We start from the raw sequence: 25,237 nt of genomic DNA, 5'->3' as shown, positions 1-25,237 counted from the left end.
CCAAACTAATTGACCATTTGCGGTTCTATCGCTACAATATTCTCCGCTGTATACTTAGCCCCACTTTGAGACAATTCATTAAGAAGCTCCGGTGATTTTAATGTCACTACTGCAGTTCCCGTGCTTGACCCAGCAACTTTTACCCAAACACCATTATATTTATATAATGTAACCCCTGCTACAACTACAGCCGTTCCTATAACGCCTGCTGCTATTAACGTTGAGGAATCTACACTTGGAGCATTTGATAGAAGTGAACCCTGAAAATCAGGACTTGCTGCTATTTCTTGTCCCAGTTTGGATACTGTTTGCAATAAACCAGAATTCTCTGGAGCATTTAAATTCACTCCATATAGCCCCAAATCGTAAATCGCTAAGTCTTGAGCTTTATCGATAGCATCCCAATAGGCTACTGTCTCCCAGTCTTTATCTTTTATCGCTTGCTCTCTTTGTTCCTTCTGCCAATCAGAGAGGAAATTATTTTTTGTTCCACTAGCTGCAGTTGATCCGCCAGTTTGTGCATCGCCACCTACTACTGTCGCAGCAGCAGCGCCAATAATCGCACTTGCCCATTGATGAAGATCAGGATTATCTTTGAATATTTTGGCTAATTCTTTTTGTACAGCTTCATTGACTCCAGCGCCGGCAGCACCGGATAAAGCATCCCCACCTCCAAGATCAGCCATTACTGCTCCAACAAAAGCATGTAAAGCTATCTTTTGAGGACTGCTTTCATCCCAGCCATTGTCCTTACTGATTTTATGGACTTGCTCATAGGCTAGCTCGCCAAACAACTGCGCCAGTTCCTGCTGCTCTTCCACAGTCTTCTTATCAAATATTTTACCCAAGGCATTCAGGGAATTAGCTGTATCGCGACTTAATCCACTTACATCCTGATTCGGATTACTCCGTATTTCAATGGTTCCTGCCGCTATGGCTGATGTCGTCGTGCTGTCGGCATCATCGGACACTTTTACACCAATATTGGGAGTGTATCCAGCATCTTTTGTATCTGCCGTTTTTCTGGTATCCAGATTTACTCCTGTACTGCTGGCGCTGTACTCGGCCTTATTCTCAATATCGCTAAAGGTCAGCGTATCGGTACTGAGCTTATTCTTATCCGCCGTGGCCTCGCTGGCAATGACCGCACCCTTCAGGTCGGTGTTGCCGCCGACTTCAATGTTGAAGCCGTCTTTGCCTACGTAGATTCCGGCCTGCTCGGTCACGCTTTGATAAGCGGAATTTGTTTGGCCTTTACTGAAGGAGCCGGTTATGCCGCTGCCAATACCAACGCGTATTCCAGTATTTTTGCTGTTCGCGCTGTAGTTGTCAATATCCTGCAAGCTGGCGATATTGAGGTCGGCGCCAATTACGGCGACTACTTTGGCCCCCTCGACCTGCGAGCCAATGAGGTTGGTGTCTTGTCCCGAAACCAGGGTGATTGTATCTGCCGCGATTAAGCTGCTGCCGCTGTGGGTGGTTGTACTGGCGTTTTCATTGCTGCGGCCTTGTTGATAGCTGCCGAAGATGCCGGTGCCTAACTCAAGGCCTGCGCCCCAGGCGGAGCTTTTACTGTCGCTTTGTACCTGCTGCTGATTCTGGGCGGCCTTCAGGTTGATATCACCAACCGCTTTGATCGTGATATCCTGGGCGTCTATTTTTGTGCCTGTAAGGTTCACATTACCGGCGTTTGCCATTATGGTTACCGTATTCCCGGCGCTGATATGAACGGTCTGCTCGGAACTGCTTTTGCTGCTGCCTATGCTTACGCTTACCTTAATAGCTTGTTTCAGGTCTTCATGTCCTGGCTGGACTGCAGGCTGTAGAAGAACAAATGACTCAAGAGAACCGTCCCCTTGAGTCACAAGCGAGCTCGGCCGCCCCACGGCGTACTCATTCACTCCGATCGTGGCAGCCAGTATTGCTCTAAGGATTATCAGGATGTACTCAAAGAGCGCGGATTTATTTGCAGCATGTCCAGGAAGGGCAACTGTTGGGACAACGCACCAATGGAGGCATTTTGGGGCAAGATGAAATATGAATGGCTGATCGGGCAACGGTTTCAGACCCGCGAACAGGCCAGGGCCGCCGTATTTGAATATGTGGAAATCTTTTATAACCGGCAACGAATTCATGCCACCAATGGATACCGAACTCCCGAAGAGTACTATTTGTTGGCTATGGCTGCTTAAATCAGCGAAATAGTAAGCTATCCTGTGAAAAACTATGTTATCCTTGTGCTTTTTCTGTCTATTGAACGGGGGACGCCGCAAACCACCAAAGCTGACCCAAACGAACAAGCCTTTGACAACCTTAAATCAAAACTTTGAGGTGCAAGAAATAAACAGAGTGTGGCTGGCTGACATCACCTACATCCGTGTGGGTGGTCAGTGGTGTTATTTAGCTGTGTCTTAGATTTAGCCAGACGCAAAATAGTTGGCTGGGCTCTGGGCAATCGCCCTACAGCAGACCTTGCCTGTAAAGCGCTTAGAATGGCCATTGAAAAAGAAAAACCTGCTGAAGGTCTCATCCATCACTCCGACAGGGGCAGTCAATATACATCGCACAAGTATAAAGACTTGCTGAAAGAACATAACATCCTTGGCAGTATGAGTCGGAAAGGCAATCCCTATGATAACGCCCCGATGGAATCCTTCTTCCGGCTTTTAAAAGTGGAGCATGTTAAAAAACGGTCCTTTGCTACGCAAGGACAGGCTGCGGCCAGTATCGAGGCCTGGATCAGCTATTACAATACCCGAAGAAGGCATAGTGCTTTGGGTGGCATTTCGCCGCTATGCTATGAGATCAGAAGAAACTCGCCATTTAATCTGTCCGCGTAGGCCAATATGGTTCATCTACTACCCTTTTGTCAACAAGCCCTTTTTACGTCCACTGACCTTTTCTCTTTTGGAACATGAAGTTTATCTTTTCATCTAAAAATCATACGAATCAACACACTCAAAATCATCATTAGATAAGTCTCTTTTATTATTAATCATATTTAAAAAGTATTTTATTGTATCTTCGAGTGCTGTTTCTATTGTTTCCCCATGACCTACCCCTGCATACGGAATATTATCTTCGTCTTTCAATTGAAGATTAGTAAAACCTACATATGTTCCATCTTTTTTCTCAAAGATTTTTACTTTGAATTTTGAATAAGGGGTTTTTACAAGCTCTCCAACATTGAACTCAGCAACACATTTTTCAATGAACGCTATTCCTTGGATATTAATTGTTTTCCAGTCTCCCATTTCTACTCACTCCTTATCGTGTACCAAAAGATACTATACTTCCGTCTGGAGCTAAATCAATATATCTTCCGTTTTTTACATATCTTGTTACACCTGGAACTTCTCCGTATACAGGATATGAATTAGCACCTCTCAAGTTCTGTTTGAAAGCCTCCGCTTTTCTAACATATTGTTCAACATCTTGCGCTCCAACTTCGGCACCATGTTTATTAAAGTGCCATTCAAGGGAACTATCAGCATTGTTAAAACTTCCCTGGTTCCAGCTAGATGAAATAACTAGATTATTATCCTGTGGCACTAGAGGAATCGTCGTACTGGTTCTATTGTTTGGGTCACCGAATGGAATAGTCGTTGAACCTGATGCTTGTAATTCCCCTTCAATTGTCGTACTGCCTGGAGATAGAGGATTCAATGGATTATCCAATTTAAAGGGACTATTAGCACTAGAAGTATCTGTAGGAGGAGGGCTACTTATCCAAGAATCAGAATCGGAATTCCAAGTTGCTATAACCGTTCCAGCCTTATCGCATAAATATTTTGTTCCTTCCTGCAATAATACATAGCCAACAACAACTGTCGCTACTCCATTAATAAGAACCGTCTGTGGTTCAACAAGATTGATATTATTTTTTGTTCCACTCGCTGCGACAGCGGAACCAATCTGTGCATCACCACCAACGGCTTTTGCCGCTGCTGCGCCGATGATTGCACTTGCAACTTCCCGAAGACCAGGATCTTTAATGTTGAGTAATTGAACCGCAAGAGCTTCGTTTAGTGCCCCAGCAGCAGCACCAGAAGCAAAATTACCTCCCGCCAATTGGGCCATAAATCCAGCAACTATTGCATGAAGAGCTTCTTTTTCTGGTCCACCTTCTGCCCAGCCATTTCGTACACTTAATCGGTGAATTTCGTTATAGGCTACTTCACCAAATAGATTCGCTAATTCTTGTTTCTCTTGAACCGTTTTCTTATCAAAGATCTTACCAAGAACGTTTAATGAATTACCAGTATCGCGACTAAGTCCGCTAAGATCTTGTGTTTGATTGCCAGTAATCGTAATAGTAGCACCTGCTTCAATTGCAGATTTAGTAGTACTACTTCCATCACCACTTACTGGCATACCAGGAGTAGGAGAAATAGGTATCTTACCTTTGATATCAAAACTAAATCCTGTACTGCTTGCGCTGTACTCCGCATGGTTTTGAATATCCGAGTACGTAAGAGTCTCAGTAGAGAGTATGTTTTTATCTGGAGTCGCGTCGCTGGCAATGACCGCACCCTTCAGGTCGGTGTTGCCGCCGACTTCAATGTTGAAGCCGTCTTTGCCTACGTAGATTCCGGCCTGCTCGGTCACGCTTTGATAAGCGGAATTTGTTTGGCCTTTACTGAAGGAGCCGGTTATGCCGCTGCCAATACCAACGCGTATTCCAGTATTTTTGCTGTTCGCGCTGTAGTTGTCAATATCCTGCAAGCTGGCGATATTGAGGTCGGCGCCAATTACGGCGACTACTTTGGCCCCCTCGACCTGCGAGCCAATGAGGTTGGTGTCTTGTCCCGAAACCAGGGTGATTGTATCTGCCGCGATTAAGCTGCTGCCGCTGTGGGTGGTTGTACTGGCGTTTTCATTGCTGCGGCCTTGTTGATAGCTGCCGAAGATGCCGGTGCCTAACTCAAGGCCTGCGCCCCAGGCGGAGCTTTTACTGTCACTTTGTACCTGCTGCTGATTCTGGGCGGCCTTCAGGTTGATATCACCAACCGCTTTGATCGTGATATCCTGGGCGTCTATTTTTGTGCCTGTAAGGTTCACATCACCGGCGGTTGCCGTTATGGTTACCGTATTCCCGGCGCTGATGTTGGCAGGGTTCACGGTTTCGATATGAACGGTCTGCTCGGAGCTGCTTTTGCTGCTGCCTATGCTTACGCTTACCTTAATATCTTGTTTCAGGTCTTCTTCTTTGAGATCTTGCACCTTATTAAGATCTTTAAGGTCCTCATAGGCTTTATAAGCATAGAGAGCTTGCAGCCGTTCATCAGCTACCTGATTGGCCCGTTCGATATTGTTTACGGCGTCCATCCCTTTGTTTATAATGTTCCCGCCAAAGGAGACGCTCAGGCCGCTTTGCTTGACTTCATATTTGGTGGTGCTGTCATAGATGTCCAGGGTGTTGTCTATCGCTACTTTTTTCCCGGTGATGTCAAGGTCGAGTCCGGCGCTTAGGATGGCACCGGCGCTGGAAAACTGGTTGCCTGCGGTTAAGGTAACATCGCCGGCGATGGAACCGATGGTGCTGCCGATTTCGGCCAGCGTTTGTTCTTGAACAGTGAGTTTTTCACTTTTGCTGCCAATGGTGAAGCTTAAGCCCCCACCGGAGAAGAGGCCGGATTTTTTGGTTTTTTTGTAGTGGTCTTCCGCGCCGGTTTCGGCCAGGCTGGTGATGGTAAGATCGTTGCCGGCGGTGAGGTTGAGGTCATTGGTAGACACGATGTTGCTAGCGCTAACGGTAAGGTCATTGCCGCTTGTCATATCAACAGTTTCACCGGAAATCATGCTGCCAACCACTTCGTTGAGCAAGGCGTAATCACGTGTTGTGGTGGTTTTTTTGGACAAGAAACCGGATTTTGTTTTCTTGGCTTCGGTCAGGGCTTCATGCTGCCCGGTTACGGCTTCAATGGTGATGTCTTGCCCGGCAGTCAGGTTTATTCCCCCTTGTTCACTGATAGCGGAACTGGCGGAAATAGTGATAGAATCGGCTGCCGATAGCCTAATTTCCTCGGTGGCAACAAGGTTTGTCCCAATGACAGTTTCGTCATAGGTCATATTGCGCTGGTAGTTGCGGCTGGAGCCTGTGGCGATGTCGCTGAAGCTACTGTCGGTGACGCTGTTTAAGGTCAGGTCGCCGCCGCTTAGGGCCGTGATAGTAGTGCCTGCGGCCTGGACGCCGGTTAAGGTGAGGTCGTCGCCGGCACTGAGCTTGAGGTTGCTGCCGGCGTCTAACGTAGTGAGTTGTTGGGTAACGGTGCTTTGGCTATTGAAGTTATAGGCGTTCAGGTTGTAGCCGGAGGTTGAGGTATCAGCGACGGCGCCGAGGGTTAGGCTGTCGCCGGCGATAAGAGTGAGATCGCTGCCGGCTTTAAGTTCGGCCGCCTGAATATTCATGTCCTGGCCGGACTGCAGGCTGAGATTGCCGCCGGCCGTGATGGTAGTGCCTAAGTTTGTCACTGTTTCAGTGGCTTTAAATAAATTCAGCCTGTCGGTGTCAGTAACCACGCCCACGTTAATGTGTTGGGCACTGAGGTCAATGTTGGTGCCAGCGTTAATGTCTGTCCCAAGTAGATTCAAGTCCTGGCCTGCATTCACGGTCAGGCTGCTGTCGGTGGTAATGGTTGCTGTTTTGCCAAGGATGGTTTGGGACAGATAGGGGTTTTCATTGACCGTGCTGTAGGTCTGGCTGGTAATATTGCCGCCGGCAATTAAGCTGACGTCAGCCCCGCTGATGCTGCCGCTCAGGTTGAGGATGTCCTGGCTGGCGTTGATTTGGTTGAGCTGACCGCCGTCGATGGTGCCGCCGATGTTACTTACGTTAGCAGCGCCGATTTTGACGCTCTCCAACGCCTGGATGGTCCCGGTGTTGGTGACGGCGCCGCTGACGTTAATTTGGACGTTGTCGGCGCTGATGATGGCCCCGCTTGGCGTTAGGTCGCCTTCATGCAGGACGGAAAGGTAGACAACCGGAACGAGAACTTTCTGCCCTTCCACTTCCTGTTCAACGAGCCAGACGATGTCCTGGTTCAAGGCGGCCTGTTGCTTGGCGGTCAGGGCTGTGCCAATGGTCAGGTTTAAACTACCGGCCAGGGCTGCACCGTTTTGCAGCAGGGCCTGATACTGGGCGTCAGCGCTGTCATAGCCGTTGAGATAAACCCGGCCGGTCAGGTCAGTGATTTGCTCGCGCACCAGTTTCTGTTCATAGAAGCCGTCACCCAGGCGCTTCATAACAGCGGCTGGGTCATAGTTGAGCTTGTCCAGCAGGAAGTCGCTGGAGATAAAGGTTTTGTAGTTGGCGAATTTGGGGTTGGTTTCGACCAGATATTGGGCGGTAGGGTCTGTCTTTACGGTGTACAGGCCGTTTTGGGGCAAGGTGATAGTGCTGCCGCCATTGGTCTGAGGAGCTTTGACTTCTGCCGTCTGGGCGGCAGGCAGCAGGGCGGCGATGGCCGCAGGGTCCACGCTGCCTGCTGCACCTTGGCCGCCGGCCGGTGTTGGCGTTACCTGGCTGACGCCGCTGGCAGTGGTATGGGCGGTAACACCGGCAGGCTGAGCTGCCGGTTGGGCTATGGGCACGCTGGTGTCGATCATGGCACCGTGATTGCTGCCGCTGCCGGTTTCGACTGCCGCGGCAGGATCGGGCTGACCGGAGCGGGAGATGTTATCCATTGCCGGGCCCTGTACGGTCGTACTGCTGATGCCGGTTTCGACGCCGGTGTTTATCGCAGTGTCTGACGCGGCTTCGACCACGCTGGCCCCGCTAGTTTGGCCAGCATTGGTGATAGTATCTACGGCCGGACCTTGTATGGTCGTACCTCTGACACTGGTGTGGATGCCGGTGCTTACTCCATTGCCGCCTGTGGCTTCGACTGTATTTGCCCCGCTGCTTTGACCAGCGCTGGTGATGGCGTCTACAGCCGGGCCTTGTATATTTGTGCCGCTGACTCCGGTATGGATGTCCGTGTTGACCGCATTACCGGATGCCGCTTCCACTGCGCCGGACCCGTTATTTTGGCTGGAACCGGTGATGGCACTCACAGTCGGGCCTTGTACGGTTGTGCCGCTGACTCCGGTGTGGATGCCGGTATTGATTGAGTTGCCTGCTGCCGCTTCAACTACACTGGCCCCGCTGCTTTGGCCGGCGCTGGCAATGGCATCTACTGACGGTACCTGTACAGTTGTGCCGCTGACTCCCGTATGGATGCCCGTGTTGACCGCATTACCGGCTGCCGCTTCGACTGCGCTAGCCCCGCTGCTTTGGCCGGCTCCGGTGATGGCGTCTACTGACGGACCCTGTATGGTTGTGCCGCTGACTCCTGTATGGATGCCTGTGTTTACCGCATCGCCGGCTGTAGCTTTGACAACACTTGCACCGCCGGTTTGGCTGGATCCTGTGATGCTGCCCACAGCCGGACCTTGAACCGCCGCGCCGCTGACACTGGTATTGACGCCGGTATTGACTATTTTACCATCTGTTTGAACTTTAGTAGCATTACCAGTTTTACCCGATGAATTGATAGTTTTGACCGGACCGACGCTGCCTCCGGGGGTGACAGTAACGTTGCTGACGCTCATACCGTCGATGACGACCTGCTGACCGCCGCCGAAGCGGGCGGTGGTAATGCTTTCCAGTGCCGCTTCATCCTCTGCTACTTCGTTGTAAAGATCGTTCACTTTAATCGTTATAAAAACTTGATCAAGGTCATCAAAATAATCTTCAACATAAACCAACGCATAATGATTTACCGTACCACTACTGCCGCTCACCGCTTGATTAGTAACACTGCCACTGCTGAGTAAATTTTGCCCAGCCAATAACCAACTATTATCATTTAGAGTATTGTTGGTTTGAAGAACTAAATTCTGACCAGCAATAATCTTTCCCACTGACGAATCTTTAAATATTGTAGTTGTAGTGCCACTTTGCCCTAGGAATAATAAATAATCCGCTCTTCTTGGCCTAAAAATTCCGTATTCCCCTTCATAAAATCTTTGAAGTTTTGATTCTCGAACCTGTAGTTCGGTAAAAAATGAATTTATGTCGAAGCCAAGCATGTCTTTGACAAATTCATACCGCCCGCCATCTTCCAAAGGATACCACTCATCCGAAACCACTGTCTGCTCAACCTCAAACACACTCTTCTTATTCACCACATCATCGGCATAAATGGCAATATCCCCGTCAGACTCAATATTGGCCGATTGATTGGTGAGAGTCTTCGCCCTTACGGCATAGACCCCGTTGCTTTTCGTCTCGCTGCCAGCAATATCAATGTCGCCCATGCTGTAAATGAGCGCGCCATCCTGGTTGTTTATCGCCTCCCCGGCATACAGCTTGACACTGTCTGTTGCCGCTATGGCAGCCGTGTTGCTTTCATTGATAATGTTATTGGCCGTTACTTTGACAGTATCGCCGAACAGACTGCCACGGTTAAGGACAGTTTCTGCGGCCGTTACGTTCAACTGGTCATTAGCCACCATGCTGGCCCCGGCGCTATTGCTTACCTGCTGGCCGCTAACGCTCAGGCTGCCGCCGGCTTCCAGCGCCCCGCTGTTGGTGACTGTGCCGCTGGCATTCAGGGTAAGATCGTTAACCGCCTGCCAGGTGTTGCTCTGGGCGTTGGTGAAGTCGCCGCTTATGTTCAAGCCCAGATTGCGGCCGGCGCTGATGTTGCCGGCGCCGCTTAGGGCGGTGAAGCTGAGGCTGGTATCCGTGTTGGCGGCGAGTTTGCCCTGGAGGTTAGCGATGGTTTCCGCCTGCAGGCTAAGGTTACGTCCGGCTTCCACGGTTCCCTGGCGGTTGTTGAAGTCCGCTTCTGGCTGTACCAGAGTTACATCCTGACCGGCCGCCAGTTTGCCGGCCTCATTGTTAATGCCGCCTGCCGCCACCAGGTCCAGGCTGGCCGCACTTACTACCTGTCCAGCCCGATTGTCCAGTGTCTTGGCCCGGATGTTAGCCGCGCCGTTGCCGCCGATCAGGCCCTGCCGGTTATTGAGCCCTTGTTGTACGTTTATAGTAAGGCCGCTCTGGTCAAGACTAGTCAGCTTGCCGCCGTCATTATTGAGGGCCCCGGCGGCAATGGTCAGGCCCTGGCCGGCTTCGACGGTGCCGCTTTGGTTAAGCAGCGCATTGTTTGTTTCCAGACTGACGCTGGCGCTGCTGACCAGAACGCCGGCTTGGTTGTCGAAACCGACGGCCTGAGCGGTTACATCGCCCTGGGCCGATATGGTTCCCTGACGGTTGTCGATTTGATTTGCGCTCAAGTCAAGGATTCCGTTGCCGACCAGTTGGCCATCGTCATTGGCGAGTTGGCCGCTGGCGTTTACTGTAAGTCGGCCCGTACCGGCGTGCTGAATTTGTCCTTGACTGTTGGTAAGTTGATTTACATTCAGGGTTAGGTTGTGACTATTGGCGGCGAGCTGACCGCCCCGGTTGTCAAGGCTAGCGGTGCTGATGTCCAGATCGCCCTGGCCGTACTGGGCCAGCAGGCCGCCGCGGTTGTCGATCGCCCCGGCGGTAAGACTGAGCTGATTGGCTTTGATCACAGCTTGCTCATTGCTGAGTTTGGTTTTGGCCTTGATTGTGAGCGTTTCCTGGGCGGCAAGAGTGCCGCCGCTGGTTTCCACGCCCCCGGCAGTGGCGGTGATGCTGGCTGCTTGGCCGGCGTAGGTGTTGCCGCCGCTGAGATTTACGCCGGTCCCGGCCATAGCCAGGTTGCCGCCGGCCAGGTTCTGGCCGCTGGCGGTCACTTGTTGGCTGGCCGTCACGGTCAGGTTGCCGCTGCTGCCCACGGCGCTGCTACTGGTCAGGCCGGCAGCCAGCGTTCCGGTGGAGGTCACGCTTTTCCCGCTAAGGGCAACATCTTCCCCACCGGCAATAGTGCCACTGGTGGTCAGTTGCTCCTGAGCGGCAACCGTTACTGTCTCCTGGGCATAGAGGGTGCCCTGATTATCTACGTTGCCGCCGCTCACTGCCAACGCACCGCCGCTTTTGATCGCCGCGCCGCTTTCATTGGCTACCGCGTTGCCCGTCACACTGACTTGTTCCAAGCCCACCATATTGCCGCTATTGGTTACTTGCCCGCCGGCGGCAACGCGCAGTTCGCCATTGGCCTGCACCTGGCCCTGATTGACAAAGTCCTGTTCTGTCCTAACTTCTATGTCAGCGCCCGCCTGCAGCCCGGCAACTGTCAGGTTTTTCGCCCGAATGTCCGCCGTTTGGCCGGCAACCAGGCTGCCGCCGCTGATGTTTGCGCCCTTGGCCGCAATATGAAGGTTGTTCCCGGCCTGCAGGGTGCCGGCGTTATTGTCCACAACGCCGCTCGCCTGCGTGACAGCCAGATCCCGGCCTGCCGCCAGCACGCCGTCCCTGTTGGTCAGCCCGCTGGCGCTGGCTACCGTCAGGTCCGTCTTGGCGCTCATTTGCCCGGACGTGTTATCAAGCGTCTCGGCCGACACACTCACGGCGCCGTTGCCGCCAATGAGGCCAGCGGCATTCGACAGCTGGCCGCTGACGTTCACCACCAGACCGCCGGCCCCCAGGCTCGTCAGCTTGCCGCCGTCATTGTTCAGGGTCTGGGCGCTGACGCTGAGACCATTGCCGGCTTCAACCAATCCGCCGGCATTATCGACGGCCGCGTTAATCGCAACCGCCTGTTTGCCGACAATCTGCCCCTGCCGGTTGCTCAGCTGACTGGCCCGGATAGCCAGCTGTCGCTGCGCGAAAATAACTCCCTCGCTATTATCCAGACTGGCAGCGGTTATTGTGATCTCCCCGTTACCGACCACCTGGCCGCCGGCATTGTCAAATTCACCACCAGCCTCCACGGACAGCCGGCCTGTACCGGCATGCTGAATCACGCCCTGACGGTTGGTTATTTGCTCGGCGGCAATCGTCAGATTCCGGCTGTTGGCCGCAATCTGCCCGCCGGTATTGTCCAACTCACCGGTAGTAATCGCCAACTCTTCCTGCCCGTACTGGGCCAGCACGCCGCTCCGGTTGCTGAGCCCGTGGGACTCTATGGCTAATTGGGCGGCTTTTACTACAGATCCATCATTAACTACAACGCCCTGGGCCGCAAGGCTTACCTGGCCCTGGGCAGTCAGGCTGGCATTGCTATGCTTGATATCCCCGGCCGTTGCCTTCACCTGTACCGACTGACCCGCCTGGCTGGACGCACCACTAAGGTCAACCCGGCCGCCTTGCAGGACAAGGTCGGCCCCGGCCAGATTCTGTCCGGTTGCGGTAACCTGCTCCATAGCAGTGAGGGTCAGCTTGCCGGCAGGTCCTACCGAACCGTCGCTGTTCAGCCCCGCCACCAGCGTTCCGGTAGAAGCTACCTGGTTCCCGCTAAGGGCAACATCTTCCCCACCGGCAATAGTGCCACTGGTGGTCAGTTGCTCCTGAGCGGCAACCGTTACTGTCTCCTGGGCATAGAGGGTGCCCTGATTGTCTACGTTGCCGCCGCTCACTGCCAGCGCACCGCCGCTTTTGATCGCCGCGCCGCTTTCATTGGCTACCGCGTTGCCCGTCACACTGACTTGTTCCAAGCCCACCATATTGCCGCTATTGGTTACTTGCCCGCCGGCGGCAATGCTCAGTTCGCCATTGGCCTGCACCTGGCCCTGATTGACAAATTCCTGTTCTGTCCTAACTTCTATGTCAGCGCCTGCCTGCAGCCCAGCCACTGTCAGGTTTTTCGCCCGAATGTCCGCTGTTTGGCCGGCAACCAGGCTGCCGCCGCTGATGTTTGCGCCCTTGGCCGCCATATGAAGGTTGTTCCCGGCCTGCAGGGTGCCGGCGTTATTGTCCACAACGCCGCTCGCCTGCGTGACAGTCAGATCCCGGCCTGCCGCCAGCACGCCGTCCCTGTTGGTCAGCCCGCTAGCGCTGGCTACCGTCAGGTCCGTCTTGCCGCTCATTTGCCCGGACGTGTTATCGATCGTCTCGGCCGACACACTCACAGTGCCGTTGCCGCCAATGAGGCCGGCGGCGTTCGACAGCTGGCCGCTGACGTCCACCACCAGACCGCCGGCCCCCAGACTCGTCAGCTTGCCTTCGTTATTGTTCAGGGTCTGGGCGTTGATGCTGAGACCATTGCCGGCTTCAACCAATCCGCCGGCATTATCGACGGCCGCGCTAATCGCAACCGCCTGTTTGCCGACAATCTGCCCCTGCCGGTTGCTCAGCTGACTGGCCCGGATAGCCAGCTGCCGCTGCGCAAAAATAACACCTTCGCTATTGTCCAGGCTGGCAGCGGCTATTGTGGTCTCCCCGTTACCGACCACCTGGCCGCCGGCATTGTCAAATTTAGACTCAGCCTGAATAGACAGCTTATCTGTACCGGCATGCTGAATGTTCCCCCCACTGTTATCAAGGGTTCCTGCTTCAATGGACAAATTCTGGCTGTTAGCCGCAATTTGCCCATCGGTATTATCCAACTCGCCGGTGATAATCGCCAAATCTGCCAGACCGAACTGGGCCAGAACGCCACCCCGGTTACTGATTTTTTGCGCCTCAAGGGTTAGCTGCGCGGCTTTTACTACAGCCTCATCATTAATTAGATTGCCGGTGGCTGCAAGGGTTAGCTTGTCTTGGGCCGTCACCATGCCGCCGCTGGTTACGATATCCCCGTTCGTCGCCTTCACCTGTACCGACTGCCCCGCCTGGCTGGACGCACCGCTGAGATCAACCCGGCCGCCTTGCAGGCTAAGGTCGGCCCCGGCCAGATTCTGTCCGGTTACTGTGACCTCTTTTGTGGCCATAACTGTTAAATTACCGGTATTTCCTAGCGAACCATCGCTGTTTAAGCCGGCGGCCAGCATTCCGGCGGAGGTCACGCTTTTCCCGCTAAGGGCAACATCTTCCCCACCGGCAATAGTGCCACTGGTGGTCAGTTGCTCCTGAGCGGCAACCGTTACTGTCTCCTGGGCATAGAGGGTGCCCTGATTGTCTACGTTGCCGCCGCTCACTGCCAGCGCACCGCCGCTTTTGATCGCCGCGCCGCTTTCATTGGCTACTGCTGCACCGTTCACAGTGACTTGTTCCAAGCCCACCATGCTGCCGCTATTGGTTACTTGCCCGCCGGCGGCAACGCGCAGTTCGCCATTGGCCTGCACCTGGCCCTGATTGACAAAGTCCTGTTCTGTCCTAACTTCTATGTCAGCGCCCGCCTGCAGCCCAGCCACTGTCAGGTTTTTCGCCCGAATGTCCGCCGTTTGGCCGGCAACCAGGCTGCCGCCGCTGATGTTTGCGCCCTTGGCCGCCATATGAAGGTTGTTCCCTGCCTGCAGGGTGCCGGCGTTATTGTCCACAACGCCGCTCTCCAGTGTGACAGTCAGATCCCGGCCTGCCGCCAGCACGCCGTCCCTGTTGGTCAGCCCGCTGGCGCTGGCTACCGTCAGGTCCGTCTTGCCGCTCATTTGCCCGGACGTGTTATCGATCGTCTCGGCCGACACACTCACAGTGCCGTTGCCGCCAATGAGGCCGGCGGCGTTCGACAGCTGGCCGCTGACGTCCACCACCAGACCGCCGGCCCCCAGGCTCGTCAGCTTGCCGCCGTCATTGTTCAGTGTCTGGGCGCTGACGCTGAGACCATTGCCGGCTTCAACCAATCCGCCGGCATTATCGACGGCCGCGCTAATCGCAACCGCCTGTTTGCCGACAATCTGCCCCTGCCGGTTGCTCAGCTGACTGGCCCGGATAGCCAGCTGCCGCTGCGCGAAAATGACACCCTCGCTATTGTCCAGACTGGCAGCAGTTACTGTGGTCTCGCCGTTGCCGACCACCTGGCCGCCGGCATTGTCAAATTCACCACCAGCCTCCACAGACAGCCGGCCTGTACCGGCATGCTGAATCACGCCCTGACGGTTGGTTATTTGCTCGGCGGCAATCGTCAGATTCCGGCTGTTGGCCGCAATCTGGCCGCCGGTATTGTCCAACTCACCGGTAGTAATCGTCAACTCTTCCTGCCCGTACTGGGCCAGCACGCCGCTCCGGTTGCTGATGCCTTGAGCCTCAATGGCTAATTGGGCGGCTTTTACTACGGCCCCGTCATTGACAACAGTGCCCTGGGCCGCAAGGCTTACCTGGCCCTGGGCAGTCAGGCTGGCATTGCTATGCTTGATATCCCCGGCCGTTGCCTTCACCTGTACCGACTGACCCGCCTGAGTAGACGCGCCACTAAGGTCAACCCGGCCTCCTTGCAGAATAAGGTCGGCCCCGGCCAGATTCTGTCCGGTTGCTGTGACCTCTTTTGTGGCCGTAACTGTTAAATTACCGGTATTTCCTAGCGAACCATCGCTGTTTAAGCCAGCGGCCAGCGTTCCGGTAGAAGCTACATTTTTTCCGCTAAGGGCAACATCGGCGCCACCGGCAATGGTGCCGGTTGTCGTCAGGTTGTCCTCTGTCGCAACTGTCACTGCCTGCCGGCCATAAAGCATTCCCTGGTTGTCTACGTTGCCGCCGCTCACTGTCAGCGCACCGCCGCTTTTAATCGCCGCGCCGCTTTCATTGGCTACCGCGGCGCCGGTCACACTGACTTGTTCCAAGCCGACCATGCTGCCGCTATTGGTTGCCTGCCCGCCGGCGGCAACGCTCAGTTCGCCATTGGCCTGCACCTGGCCTTGATTGGCAAAGTCCTGTTTTGTTTTAACACGTACATCTGCAACGGCTTGCAGCACATCGACAGTCAGATTCCGGGCGCTAATGTCCGCTGTTTGGCCTGCCAACAGCCGGCCATGGAAGACATCAGCCTCACTTGCCGTGAGGGTGAACGTATTCCCGGCCTGCATGGTTCCATCGCTATTGTCGATGACACCGCCGGCCTGTTTCACCGCCAGATCCCGGCCTGCCGCCAGCACACCGTCCGTATTATCCAGCCCACTGGCGCTGTCTACCGTCAGATCAATCATGGCGCTCATTTGCCCGTCTGTGTTATCAATCGTTTCGGCCGACACACTCACGGAGCCGTTGCCGCCAATGACCCCCGACACATTCGACAGCCTGCCGCTGACAGCCACGGTCAAACCGCCGGTAGTCAAGCTGGTCAGTTCCCCGCCGTCATTGTTCAGGGTCTGGGCGCTGACGCTGAGACCATTGCCGGCTTCAACCAATCCACCGGCATTATCGACGGCCGCGTTAACCGCAACCGCCTGTTTGCCGACAATCTGCCCCTCCCGGTTGCTCAGCTGACTGGCCCGGATAGCCAGCTGCCGCTGCGCGAAAATGACACCCTCGCTATTGTCCAGACTGGCAGCAGTTACTGTGGTCTCGCCGTTGCCGACCACCTGGCCGCCGGCATTGTCAAATTCACCACCAGCCTCCACGGACAGCCGGCCTGTACCGGCATGCTGAATCACGCCCTGACGGTTGGTTATTTGTTCGGCGGCAATCGACAGATTCTGGCTATTAGCCGCAATCTGGCCGCCGGTATTATCCAATTCGCCGGTGCTGATCGTTAACTCTTCCTGCCCGGACTGAGCTATTGTGCCGCCCCGGTTGCTGATGGCCGCCGCTTCCAGGGTCAGCCTCGCCGCCTTAAGCTCCGCCGCATCATTGTTCAGTCGGCCGGCTGAGGAAATATGAAGCGTTTCTTGCGCACCCACTGCCCCCCTGCTGGTTATGACATCCCCGGCCGTCGCCGTAATGCTCGCAGACTGGCCGGACCAGGTATTGGCGCCGCTTAAGTCCACGCTCGCTCCTTGCAGGACAAGGTGGCTGCCGGACAAATTGTCGCCTTGTGCCGTGACCTGTTCCCCAGCCGTCACCGTCAGGTTGCCTACAGCTCCTATCGAGCCGTCATTGTTCAAGCCGGCCGCCAGCGTTCCGGTTGAGGCAATGCTTTTCCCGTTAATGGCAACGTCTTCACTACCGGCAATGGTGCCGCTGGTCGTCAGGTTGTCCCCGGCCGCAACCGTTACTGCCTGCCGGCCATAAAGCATACCCTGATTGTCTACGTTTTGCCCGCTCACAGCCAGTGCACCGCCGCTTTTGATCGCCGCGCCGCTTTCATTGGCTACCGCTGCGCCGGTTACACTGACTTGTTCCAAGCCGATTATATTGCCGCTATTGATTGCCTGCCCGCCGGCGGCAACGCTCAGTTCGCCATTGGCCTGCACCTGGCCGCGATTGGTAAATTCCTGCTCTGTTTTAACTTTCACATCAGCGTCTGCCTGCAATATATCGACCGTCAGATTCCGGGCGCTAATGTCCGCTGTTTGGCCTGCTAACAGGCTGCCGCCGCTGATGTCTGCTCCCTTGGCCGCCATAAGCAGGTTGTTCCCGGCCTGCAGGGTGCCGGCGTTATTGTCCACAACGCCGCTCGCCTGCGTGACAGTCAGATCCCGGCCTGCCGCCAGCACGCCGTCCCTGTTGGTCAGCCCGCTGGCGCTGGCTACCGTCAGGTCCGTCCTGGCGCTCATTTGCCCGGACGTGTTATCAAGCGTCTCGGCCGACACACTCACGGCGCCGTTGCCGCCAATGAGGCCGGCGGCATTCGACAGCTTGCCGCTGACATCCACCACCAGACCGCCGGCCCCCAGGCTGGTCAGCTTGCCACCGTCATTGCTCAGCGTCTGGGCGCTGACGCTGAGCCCGTCGCCGGCTTCCAACAAGCCACCGGCATTATCGATGGCAGCGCTAACTGTAACGGCCTGTTTGCCGACAATCTGCCCCTGCCGGTTGTTCAGTTGACTGGCCTGAATAGCCAGCTGCCGCTGCGCGAAAATGATACCCTCCGTATTGTCCAGACTGGCGGCGACTAGGCTGGCCTGGCCGTTGCTGACCACTTGCCCGGCTGTATTGTCGAATTCAGCACCAGCCTGAACGGCCAGCGTGCCGGCACCGGCATGCTGAATCACGCCCTGGCTGTTGTTCACCTTTCCGGCTACAATAGTCAATTGCTCCCCATTGGCTGCAATCTGGCCACCGGTATTATCCAACTCGCCGGTAGTAATCGTTAACTCTTCCTGCCCGTATTGCGCCAGCACACCACTCCGGTTACTAAGCCCGTGGGACTCTATGGCTAATTGGGCGGCTTTAACTACGGCCCCGTCATTAACTACAGCGCCCTGGGCCGCAAGTCTCACCTGGCCTTGGGCGGTCAGGCTTGCGTCATTATGCTTGATATCCCCGGCCGACGCCGCTACCTGCACCGACTGCCCCGCCTGAGTAGAGGCGCCGCTGAGGTCAACCTGGCCGCCTTGCAGGACAAGGTCGGCACCGGCTACATTCTGCCCTGTCGCCAGGATCTCTTTTGTGGCCGTGACTCTCAGATTGCCGGTATTTCCTACCGAACCATCGCTATGCAAGCCGGCGGCCAGCGTGCCGGCGGAAACCACGCTTTTCCCGCTAAGGACAACGTCTTCCCCACCGGCAATGGTGCCGGTTGTCGTCAGGTGATCCGCGGCTACTACCTTCACTGCCTGCCGGCCATAAAGCAGGCCCTGATTGTCTACGTTGCCGCCAGTCACGGCCAGCGCCGCGCCGCTTTTGATCGCCGCGCCTGTTTCATTGGCTACCACGGTGCCAGTCACATTGATCTTGTCCAATCCTTCCACGCTGCCGGTATTGGTTACTTTCCCGCCGGCGGCAACACTCAGTTCGCCATTGGCCTGGATCTGGCCCTGATTGACAAAGTCCTGTTCTGTCCTAACGTCTATGTCAGCACCTGCCTGCAGCCCAGCAACTGTCAGGTTTTTTGCCCTAATGCCCGCTGTTTGGCCGGCAGCCAGGCTGCCGCCGGTGATGTTTGCGCCATCGGCCGCAATATGAAGGTTGTTCCCGGCCTGCAGGGTTCCAGCATTATTGTCCAAAACGCCGCTCGTCTGCGTAACAGTCAGATCCTGGCCTGCTGCCAGCACGCCGTCCCTGTTGTTCAGCCCGCTGGCGTTGTCTACCGTCAGATCCGTCTTGGTGCTTAGTTTCCCATCTGTGTTATCAATACTGTCTGCCGACACACTCACGGCGCCGTTGCCGCCAATGACCCCCGACACATTCGATAGCTTGCCGCTGACGTCCACCACCAGACCGCCGGCCCCCAGGCTGGTCAGCTTGCCGCCGTCATTGTTCAGGATCTGCGCACTGACGCTGAGTCCGTCGCCGGCTTCCATCAAACCACCGGCATTATCAACGGCAGCGCTAACCTCAACCACCTGGCTGCCGACAATCTGCCCCTGCCGGTTGTTCAGCTGACTGGCCCGGATAGCCAGCTGCCGCTGCGCGAAAATGACACCCTCGCTATTATCCAGGCTGGCAGCGGTTATTGTGGTCTCGCCGTTGCCGGCCACCTGGCCGCCGGCATTGTCAAATTCACCACCAGCCTCCACGGACAGCCGGCCTGTACCGGCATGCTGAATCACGCCCTGACGGTTGGTTATTTGTTCGGCTGCAATCGTCAGATTCCGGCTGTTGGCCGCAATCTGCCCGCCGGTATTATCCAACTCGCCGGTGCTGAGCGCCAAATTTTCCTGCCCGGACTGGGCTATTGTGCCGCCCCGGTTGCTGATGGCCGCCGCCGTCAGGGTCAGCCGGTCTGCTTTAAGCTCCGCCGCCTCATTGGTCAGTCGGCCGGAGGCGGAAATATGCAGCGTTTCTGTCGCGCTCAGAGCGCCCCCGCTGGTTACGATATCTCCGACCGTCGCCGTAATGCTCGCAGACTGGCCGGACCGGGTATTGGCGCCGCTTAAGTCCACGCTCGCGCCTTGCAGGACAAGATGACTGCCGGACAAATTCTGTCCTTGCGCCGTGATCTGTTCCCCAGCAGTCACCGTCAGGTTGCCGGCAGCGCCTAGCGAGCCGTCGCTGTTCAAACCGGCGGCCAGCGTTCCGGTCGAGGCAACGCTTTTCCCGCTGAGCGCAACATCTTCGCCCCCGGCGATGGCGCCGTCACTGCTGAGTTTGTCAGCAACGGCAACGTTCACTGCCTGCCGGGCATAGATCGTTCCCCGGTTGTCTACGTTTGTGCCGTCTATATACAAATTGCCGTCGCTTTTGATTGCCGCCGCGGCCGCGTTTTCTACCGCAGCGGCTGTTATGCTTACACTATTCAGACCCGTCATAGCGCCAGTATTGATGAGCTTGCCGCCGGCCTTGACACGCAGGTGGCCATTGGCCTGCACCTGCTCCTTATTGGCAAAGTCCTTGAGGGTACTGATCTGTACATCTCCACCGGCCTGCAATTGATTCACCGTCAGGCTGCCGGCAGCGATATCCACAGCCTGGCCTGCTACCAGGCTGCCGCCGGCGATATCCGCTGCTTTGGCCGCAAGCGTAAGATTGTTGCCGGCCTGCATGGTTCCCTCTTCATTAGCCAAAATGCCGCTCGCCTGCGCCACGGTCAGATCATGGCCCGCCGCCAGCGCACCGCCGGTATTGTTCAGCCCATTACCAGTGGCTACTGCCAGATCAGTCCTGGCGCTCACTTGCCCGTCTGTGTTGTCAATCTCTGCTGCTGCCACGCTCACTGCGCCATTGCCACCAATGAGGCCGGCGGCATTCGACAGCTTGCCACTGACTTCCACAGTCAGAGCCGCCGCCCCCAGACTGGCCAGCTTGCCGCCGGCATTGTCCAGCGTCCGGGCCTTGACGCTAAGACCGCTGCCGGCTTCAAGCAGGCCTTGGCTGTTGTCGATGACACCGGCGTGAAGTTCGGTTTTCTCGTTACCGCTAATCTGACCTTGCCTGTTGGTTAGCTGCTCGGCCTGCATAGCCAGCTGCCGCTGGGCAAAGATGGCTCCTGCTGTATTGTCGATAGCTGCTGCCGTTATGGTGGTCCCGCCGTTGCCGACAATCTCGCCGGTGGCATTGTCTAACTTGCCATCTACCGCGATTGCCAGCGCTCCCTTGCCGGCATGCTGAATCTGGCCCTGGCTGTTGGTTAAGGTTCCCGCCGCCAGGGTCAGGTTCGCGCTATTGGCGGCAATTTGACCGCCCGTGTTGTCCAGCTCGCCGGTAATGATCTTAAGGTCACTCTCGCCGGATTGGGCCAAAACACCGCCGCGATTGCTAATCTGTTGAGCAGCAATTTGCAATTGACCGGCATTGCTAAGACCGGCATCATTGACCAATTTATTTTTCGCCGCCAGCGCAAGCTCTTGTTGAGCCGCCAGGCTGCCGCCGCTGTTATTGATATCCCCGGCGGTCGCTATAACCTGCGCCGACTGACCGGCCTGGGTTTGTCCCCCCTGCAGCGTAATATCTGTCCCGCTAATGACAAGATCGCCGCCGGCCAGATTTCTGCCGGTGGCCGTTACCGCTCCGGTTGCGTTAATGGTAAGATCACCGGCGCTTTCTACCGCACCGTCATCTGCCAGACCGGCTGCCAGCGTGCCGGTGGATTGAATTGTTCCGGCCTGCAGGGCCAGATTACCACCGCTGGCCAGCGTTGCGCTGCTGGTTATCTCGTTTTCCGCCGTAACCGTCACCGCTTGTTTGCCGTATAGTGTGCCCCTGTTTTCTACCGCAGTTGCGCTCACGGCAAGTTTGCCGCCGCTTTTTGCCGCCGCGCCGGTTTGATTGTTAAAAACGCTGCTCGCTATGGAAATATCTTTGCCTGCTGTTATCGCGCCGTCATTGACTACTTTCCCTTTGGCATTGACGGTGAGGGCGCCATTGGCCTCAATCTTTTGCCGGATGCCGACGTCCTGTTGCACCTTGAGGTCAATATCTTTTCCGGCCAGCAGCTTGTCGCCCGTCAGGTTGCCGGCGCTGATCTGCAGATTGCTGCCGGCCGCAAACTCGCCGCCACTGACGTCGGCAGCACCGGCTGCGAGGCTGAGGTAATCGCCTGCTGCTATAAGGCCTTGTTGATTTACGATAATTCCGTCTGCTTGCCTTATGGTTAAATCGGCACCGGCCGAGATGGTGCCGGCCGTGTTGGTCAGCCGGTCCCCAGTGGTTATGCTCTGTTTTTGTTTGGCAATCAGTTGACCGCCGCTGTTATCTATTGCTGCCGCGGCTATGTTTACCTGACCATTACCGCCAATCAGCCCCTGGCTATTCGTCAGTTCCCTGCTGACGTTCACCGTTAAACCGGTTGCATCCAGGCTGGTAATTTTCCCGTGGTCATTGACAAGTGTCCGGGCTTGCAGGGTTAAGCCTTCTCCCGCTTCAACCAGGCCTTGTTCATTATCAATCTCCTGGGCTGTTATTTGTATATCCTGTTTACCCACTAATTTTCCGCTGTGATTTTGCCAACCACCGGTGTTTACTGTCAACTGCCGTTGCGCGAGGATTTCCCCCCGGCTGTTGTCCAGGTCCCCGGCTGTCAGGTGAATCTCGCCGTTGGCGGCAATTTGTCCGTCTTGATTATCAAGCTGCGTACCGGCCTGCACATTAAGTAGCCCGGCTCCGGCCTGGCTGATTTTTCCCTGGCGGTTATCGAGGCTGCCGGTCGCAAGGATAAACCGGTCCGCATTGACGGCGATTTGTCCGCCGCGGTTATCCAGCCTGCCGCCGGTGCTGATGCTGACTGTTTCGCTCCCGCTCTGTTTCATCAAGCCCCTTTGGTTGTCGATAGCGGCCGCACTGACGGTTAGCTGTGCGGCGCTGAGGGCGGCATCTGTGTTGATCAGACTGCCGGCCGCCTGCAGGCTGAATTCTTTACCGGCGGCAATTGTCCCGCCCGTGTTGTTTAGTCCTCCTTGGGCCGCTTTGAGAATAATATTGCCGCCGGCGGTTGTAGCAGCGCCGGTTAGATCAATACTTGTCCCGCTGAGTTCAAGGTCGGCGCCGGCCAGATTTTGGCCGGTGGCTTTGATTTGTCCTCCGGCCTTAATGATGAGGCTGCCGCTGGTTCCCATGCTGCCGTCGGCAGTTGCGCCGGCGGCCAGGCTGCCGCTGGCATCAAGGCTCCAGGCCGTTAAGGCCACATTGCCGCCGCCGGCGATGGCGCCGCTGCTCGTTATCTGCCCGTCAGCTTGGATGTTAATGTTGCTGCCAGCCTGGATCTTGCCGGTATTGACCACTGTCTGGCCGATAGCTGCGGCAACATCCTGGCCGGCGCTAATCGCCCCGCTATTTGCCAGAGTGCCAGTAGTCACGTTAAGGTTTTTTCCGGCCATGATTTGCCCGGTTTTGTTGGCCGCGCTGCCTGCCGTTAGAGTAAGATTGCTCCCGGCGGCAAGCAGTCCTTTATCATTGTCTAAAGCAGCGGCAACGTTAACCGTAAGCTCAGCTTGGGCCGTCAGCTCACCGCCGGCATTATCCAGCTGGCCGGCGCTGATGTCCGCCGCGCCGTTACCGCCAATGACACCGGCCCTGTTATCCAAGCCTTGCTGTACCGTCAGACTTAGCCCTCTCTCATCGAGGCTAACAAGCCGGCCGGTTTGGTTATTCACTGCCTGGGCAGCCAGTTTCAGGCCGGACCGGGCCTCCATTTGGCCGCCCCGGTTATCCACGCTGCCGCTGGCCTTCACTGCCAAAGCCCCGCCGCTTTGCATAGACCCGGCCTGGTTGGCAATGGTCTGCGCCTCAATAGCCAGTTTGTCCCCGGCACTCATTTGGCCCTTAACGTTATCCAGGTTTTGCGCGGCCAGTTGCAGTTCGCCGCCGCTTCGTATTTGTCCGTTTTGATTACTGATGCCGTCAACGGCCGAAAGGCTTAACCCGCCCCCGCTCTCCAGCCTGGCATCGCTGCTGTCGATACTGCCGCCTGTGGCTTTGAGCCTGGCAGCCTGCCCGGCATAGCTGGTTGCGCCCGCTAAATCAAGCTTTGCCCCGGTCATAGTTAAGTTTTCGCCAGCCAGATTCCGGCCGTGGGCGCTGATGTTCCCGCTGGCCGTTAGCTTAAGGTTACCGGCTGCTCCTAGCCTGCCCTCGCTGTCAGTTCCCGCTGCCAGCGTCCCGCTTGAGTCTATGGCCGCGGCACTCAGCTCGGTGTTTTTCCCGGCGGCGATGGTCCCACGGTTTTCAATTACCCCGCCTGCACTTAATTTATTGTTTTCCCCGGCATAAATCGTTCCCCTGCCGCTAATACCTTCGCTTGCTGTAATATCTATGTTTCCCGCTGCCGATGTTATCCCGGCCAGCGTGATTTTTCCTGTCTGACTTAACATAAGGTCACCGCTATCAGCTGCCAAAACTCCCTGGCTATTAACACCAACACCTTTTTCAGTTCCGACCAGTTTGATCTTGCCGGCATACATGCCGCCTAAGGCACTAACGTCCAAAGCCACGGCCGGCCGGTCGCCCTCGCCGGCGATTGCCTGAGTGGTCAGCTTGTCATAGCCTACTTGGTTAGCGCCGGTAACAACGTTGATGTCTTTGGCCCAGAGGCCGGCATTGACGCTGACTGCCCGGCTGATGAGATCTACCCGGTCAACGCCGCCGGCGTTCAGCCCTGCTCCTGCTATTGCTATTTGGCCTCTGGTGACGCGGAAGGCTTCTAAGCTGCCGCTGCCGCCAAAGACAGGCGTGCCTGTAGTGAGGGTAGTACGGCCTGCATTGATAAAGCCAAACCCAGCCCCGCTAATACCGTTAGGGTTGGCGATAATAAGGTCGGCTTTTGGGCCGGCAATTTCGGTATATCCATACAGGTAACTTGGTCCCGAGCCGGTAACTTCGTTGAGGATAATCCGCGCTGCCTCGCCGGTGAGGTGAGGATTGCCGGTGATATAGCCGGCCAGCTGCGTCTGGGTAATGATTTTTGCGTTATTTAGGACGAGTCCCTGCGCGTCAATGTTAAAGATGAGGTACTGGTTTCTTGATACGCCGGCTGCCGATGGTGCGGCAATTTGCACAATTTCCGTTCCATTGGCGCTTTTTTCGATAACCGGACGGTTTTGGGCGGCGGCGCTGGCATCAGCCGTTACCTGCGCGGCAGCTAAGGCCGGCTGCGTTAGATAAACGGCTAAGGTGGTCCAGGCAATGGCTTTCTTCCATTTGGCGCTTTTTATGTAAGTGACAGGGCTTTTCATAATTTCCTCCTTGCAATATGATGTTACCTATTTGAATATCCATACGGCTTGTCAATATTGAATTGATTATCATTATCATTATCATTGTATGTTTCCAAAAATTTAATCCATTTTTGGAAACATATGGTTGTTTATATTATAACTTGTTTTAAATATGATTTTAGTAGGACTACTGTCCTGTTTTCTTAAGGCTAATTCTTCATTTATCTTGAATTTGCCGTTTTGATCGTCCTCGGATAACAGTTTCTAGCAACAGAAAAGCAGGCTGCTATACATGCTTTTCTACATGATAGCAGCCTGCTTT

Annotated in this window: 4 protein-coding genes and 1 pseudogene; 2 read left to right on the top strand and 3 right to left on the bottom strand. The window is 55.6% G+C overall.

The features are described from left to right. Nucleotides 1-5 precede the first annotated feature (5 nt). Complete coding sequence (locus tag SPTER_RS06105) at nt 6-1,697, bottom strand: hemagglutinin repeat-containing protein (RefSeq protein WP_246105502.1); 1,692 nt, start codon at nt 1,695-1,697, stop codon at nt 6-8. A gap of 198 nt (nt 1,698-1,895) precedes the next feature. On the opposite strand from SPTER_RS06105, the pseudogene SPTER_RS06100 reads away from it, so the two are divergent. Then, nucleotides 1,896-2,192, top strand: a pseudogene (locus SPTER_RS06100) (IS3 family transposase); the annotation flags it as partial. Between the two features lie 201 nt (nt 2,193-2,393). Then, nucleotides 2,394-2,840: an IS3 family transposase gene (locus SPTER_RS06095; RefSeq protein ID WP_170233173.1), complete on the top strand. Its 447-nt coding sequence runs from the start codon at nt 2,394-2,396 to the stop codon at nt 2,838-2,840. A 93-nt stretch (nt 2,841-2,933) separates the two neighbouring features. Here the strand turns inward: SPTER_RS06095 and SPTER_RS06090 are convergent, their stop codons facing one another. Together SPTER_RS06090 and SPTER_RS06085 are read right to left on the bottom strand one after the other, a co-directional pair. Next, nucleotides 2,934-3,254, bottom strand: a complete 321-nt coding sequence (locus SPTER_RS06090; protein WP_144349509.1) for a hypothetical protein — start codon at nt 3,252-3,254, stop codon at nt 2,934-2,936. A 13-nt stretch (nt 3,255-3,267) separates the two neighbouring features. Then, entirely contained in the window at nt 3,268-24,933 is a 21,666-nt protein-coding gene (locus SPTER_RS06085; protein ID WP_144349508.1) for a two-partner secretion domain-containing protein, read from the bottom strand. Between the last annotated feature and the right edge of the window lie 304 nt (nt 24,934-25,237).

It is taken from the genome of Sporomusa termitida, from assembly GCF_007641255.1.
GTDB lineage: Bacteria > Bacillota > Negativicutes > Sporomusales > Sporomusaceae > Sporomusa > Sporomusa termitida.
The sequence above is the reverse complement of the archived record's forward strand: the minus strand, read 5'-3'. Positions and strand labels throughout refer to the sequence as shown.

What these genes read in the sequence shown, in the direction of transcription:
- SPTER_RS06085 (WP_144349508.1), bottom strand. Translation starts at nt 24,933, where the DNA reads ATGAAAAGCCCTGTCACTTACATAAAAAGCGCCAAATGGAAGAAAGCC.
- SPTER_RS06090 (WP_144349509.1), bottom strand. Translation starts at nt 3,254, where the DNA reads ATGGGAGACTGGAAAACAATTAATATCCAAGGAATAGCGTTCATTGAA.
- SPTER_RS06105 (WP_246105502.1), bottom strand. Translation starts at nt 1,697, where the DNA reads ATGGCAAACGCCGGTAATGTGAACCTTACAGGCACAAAAATAGACGCC.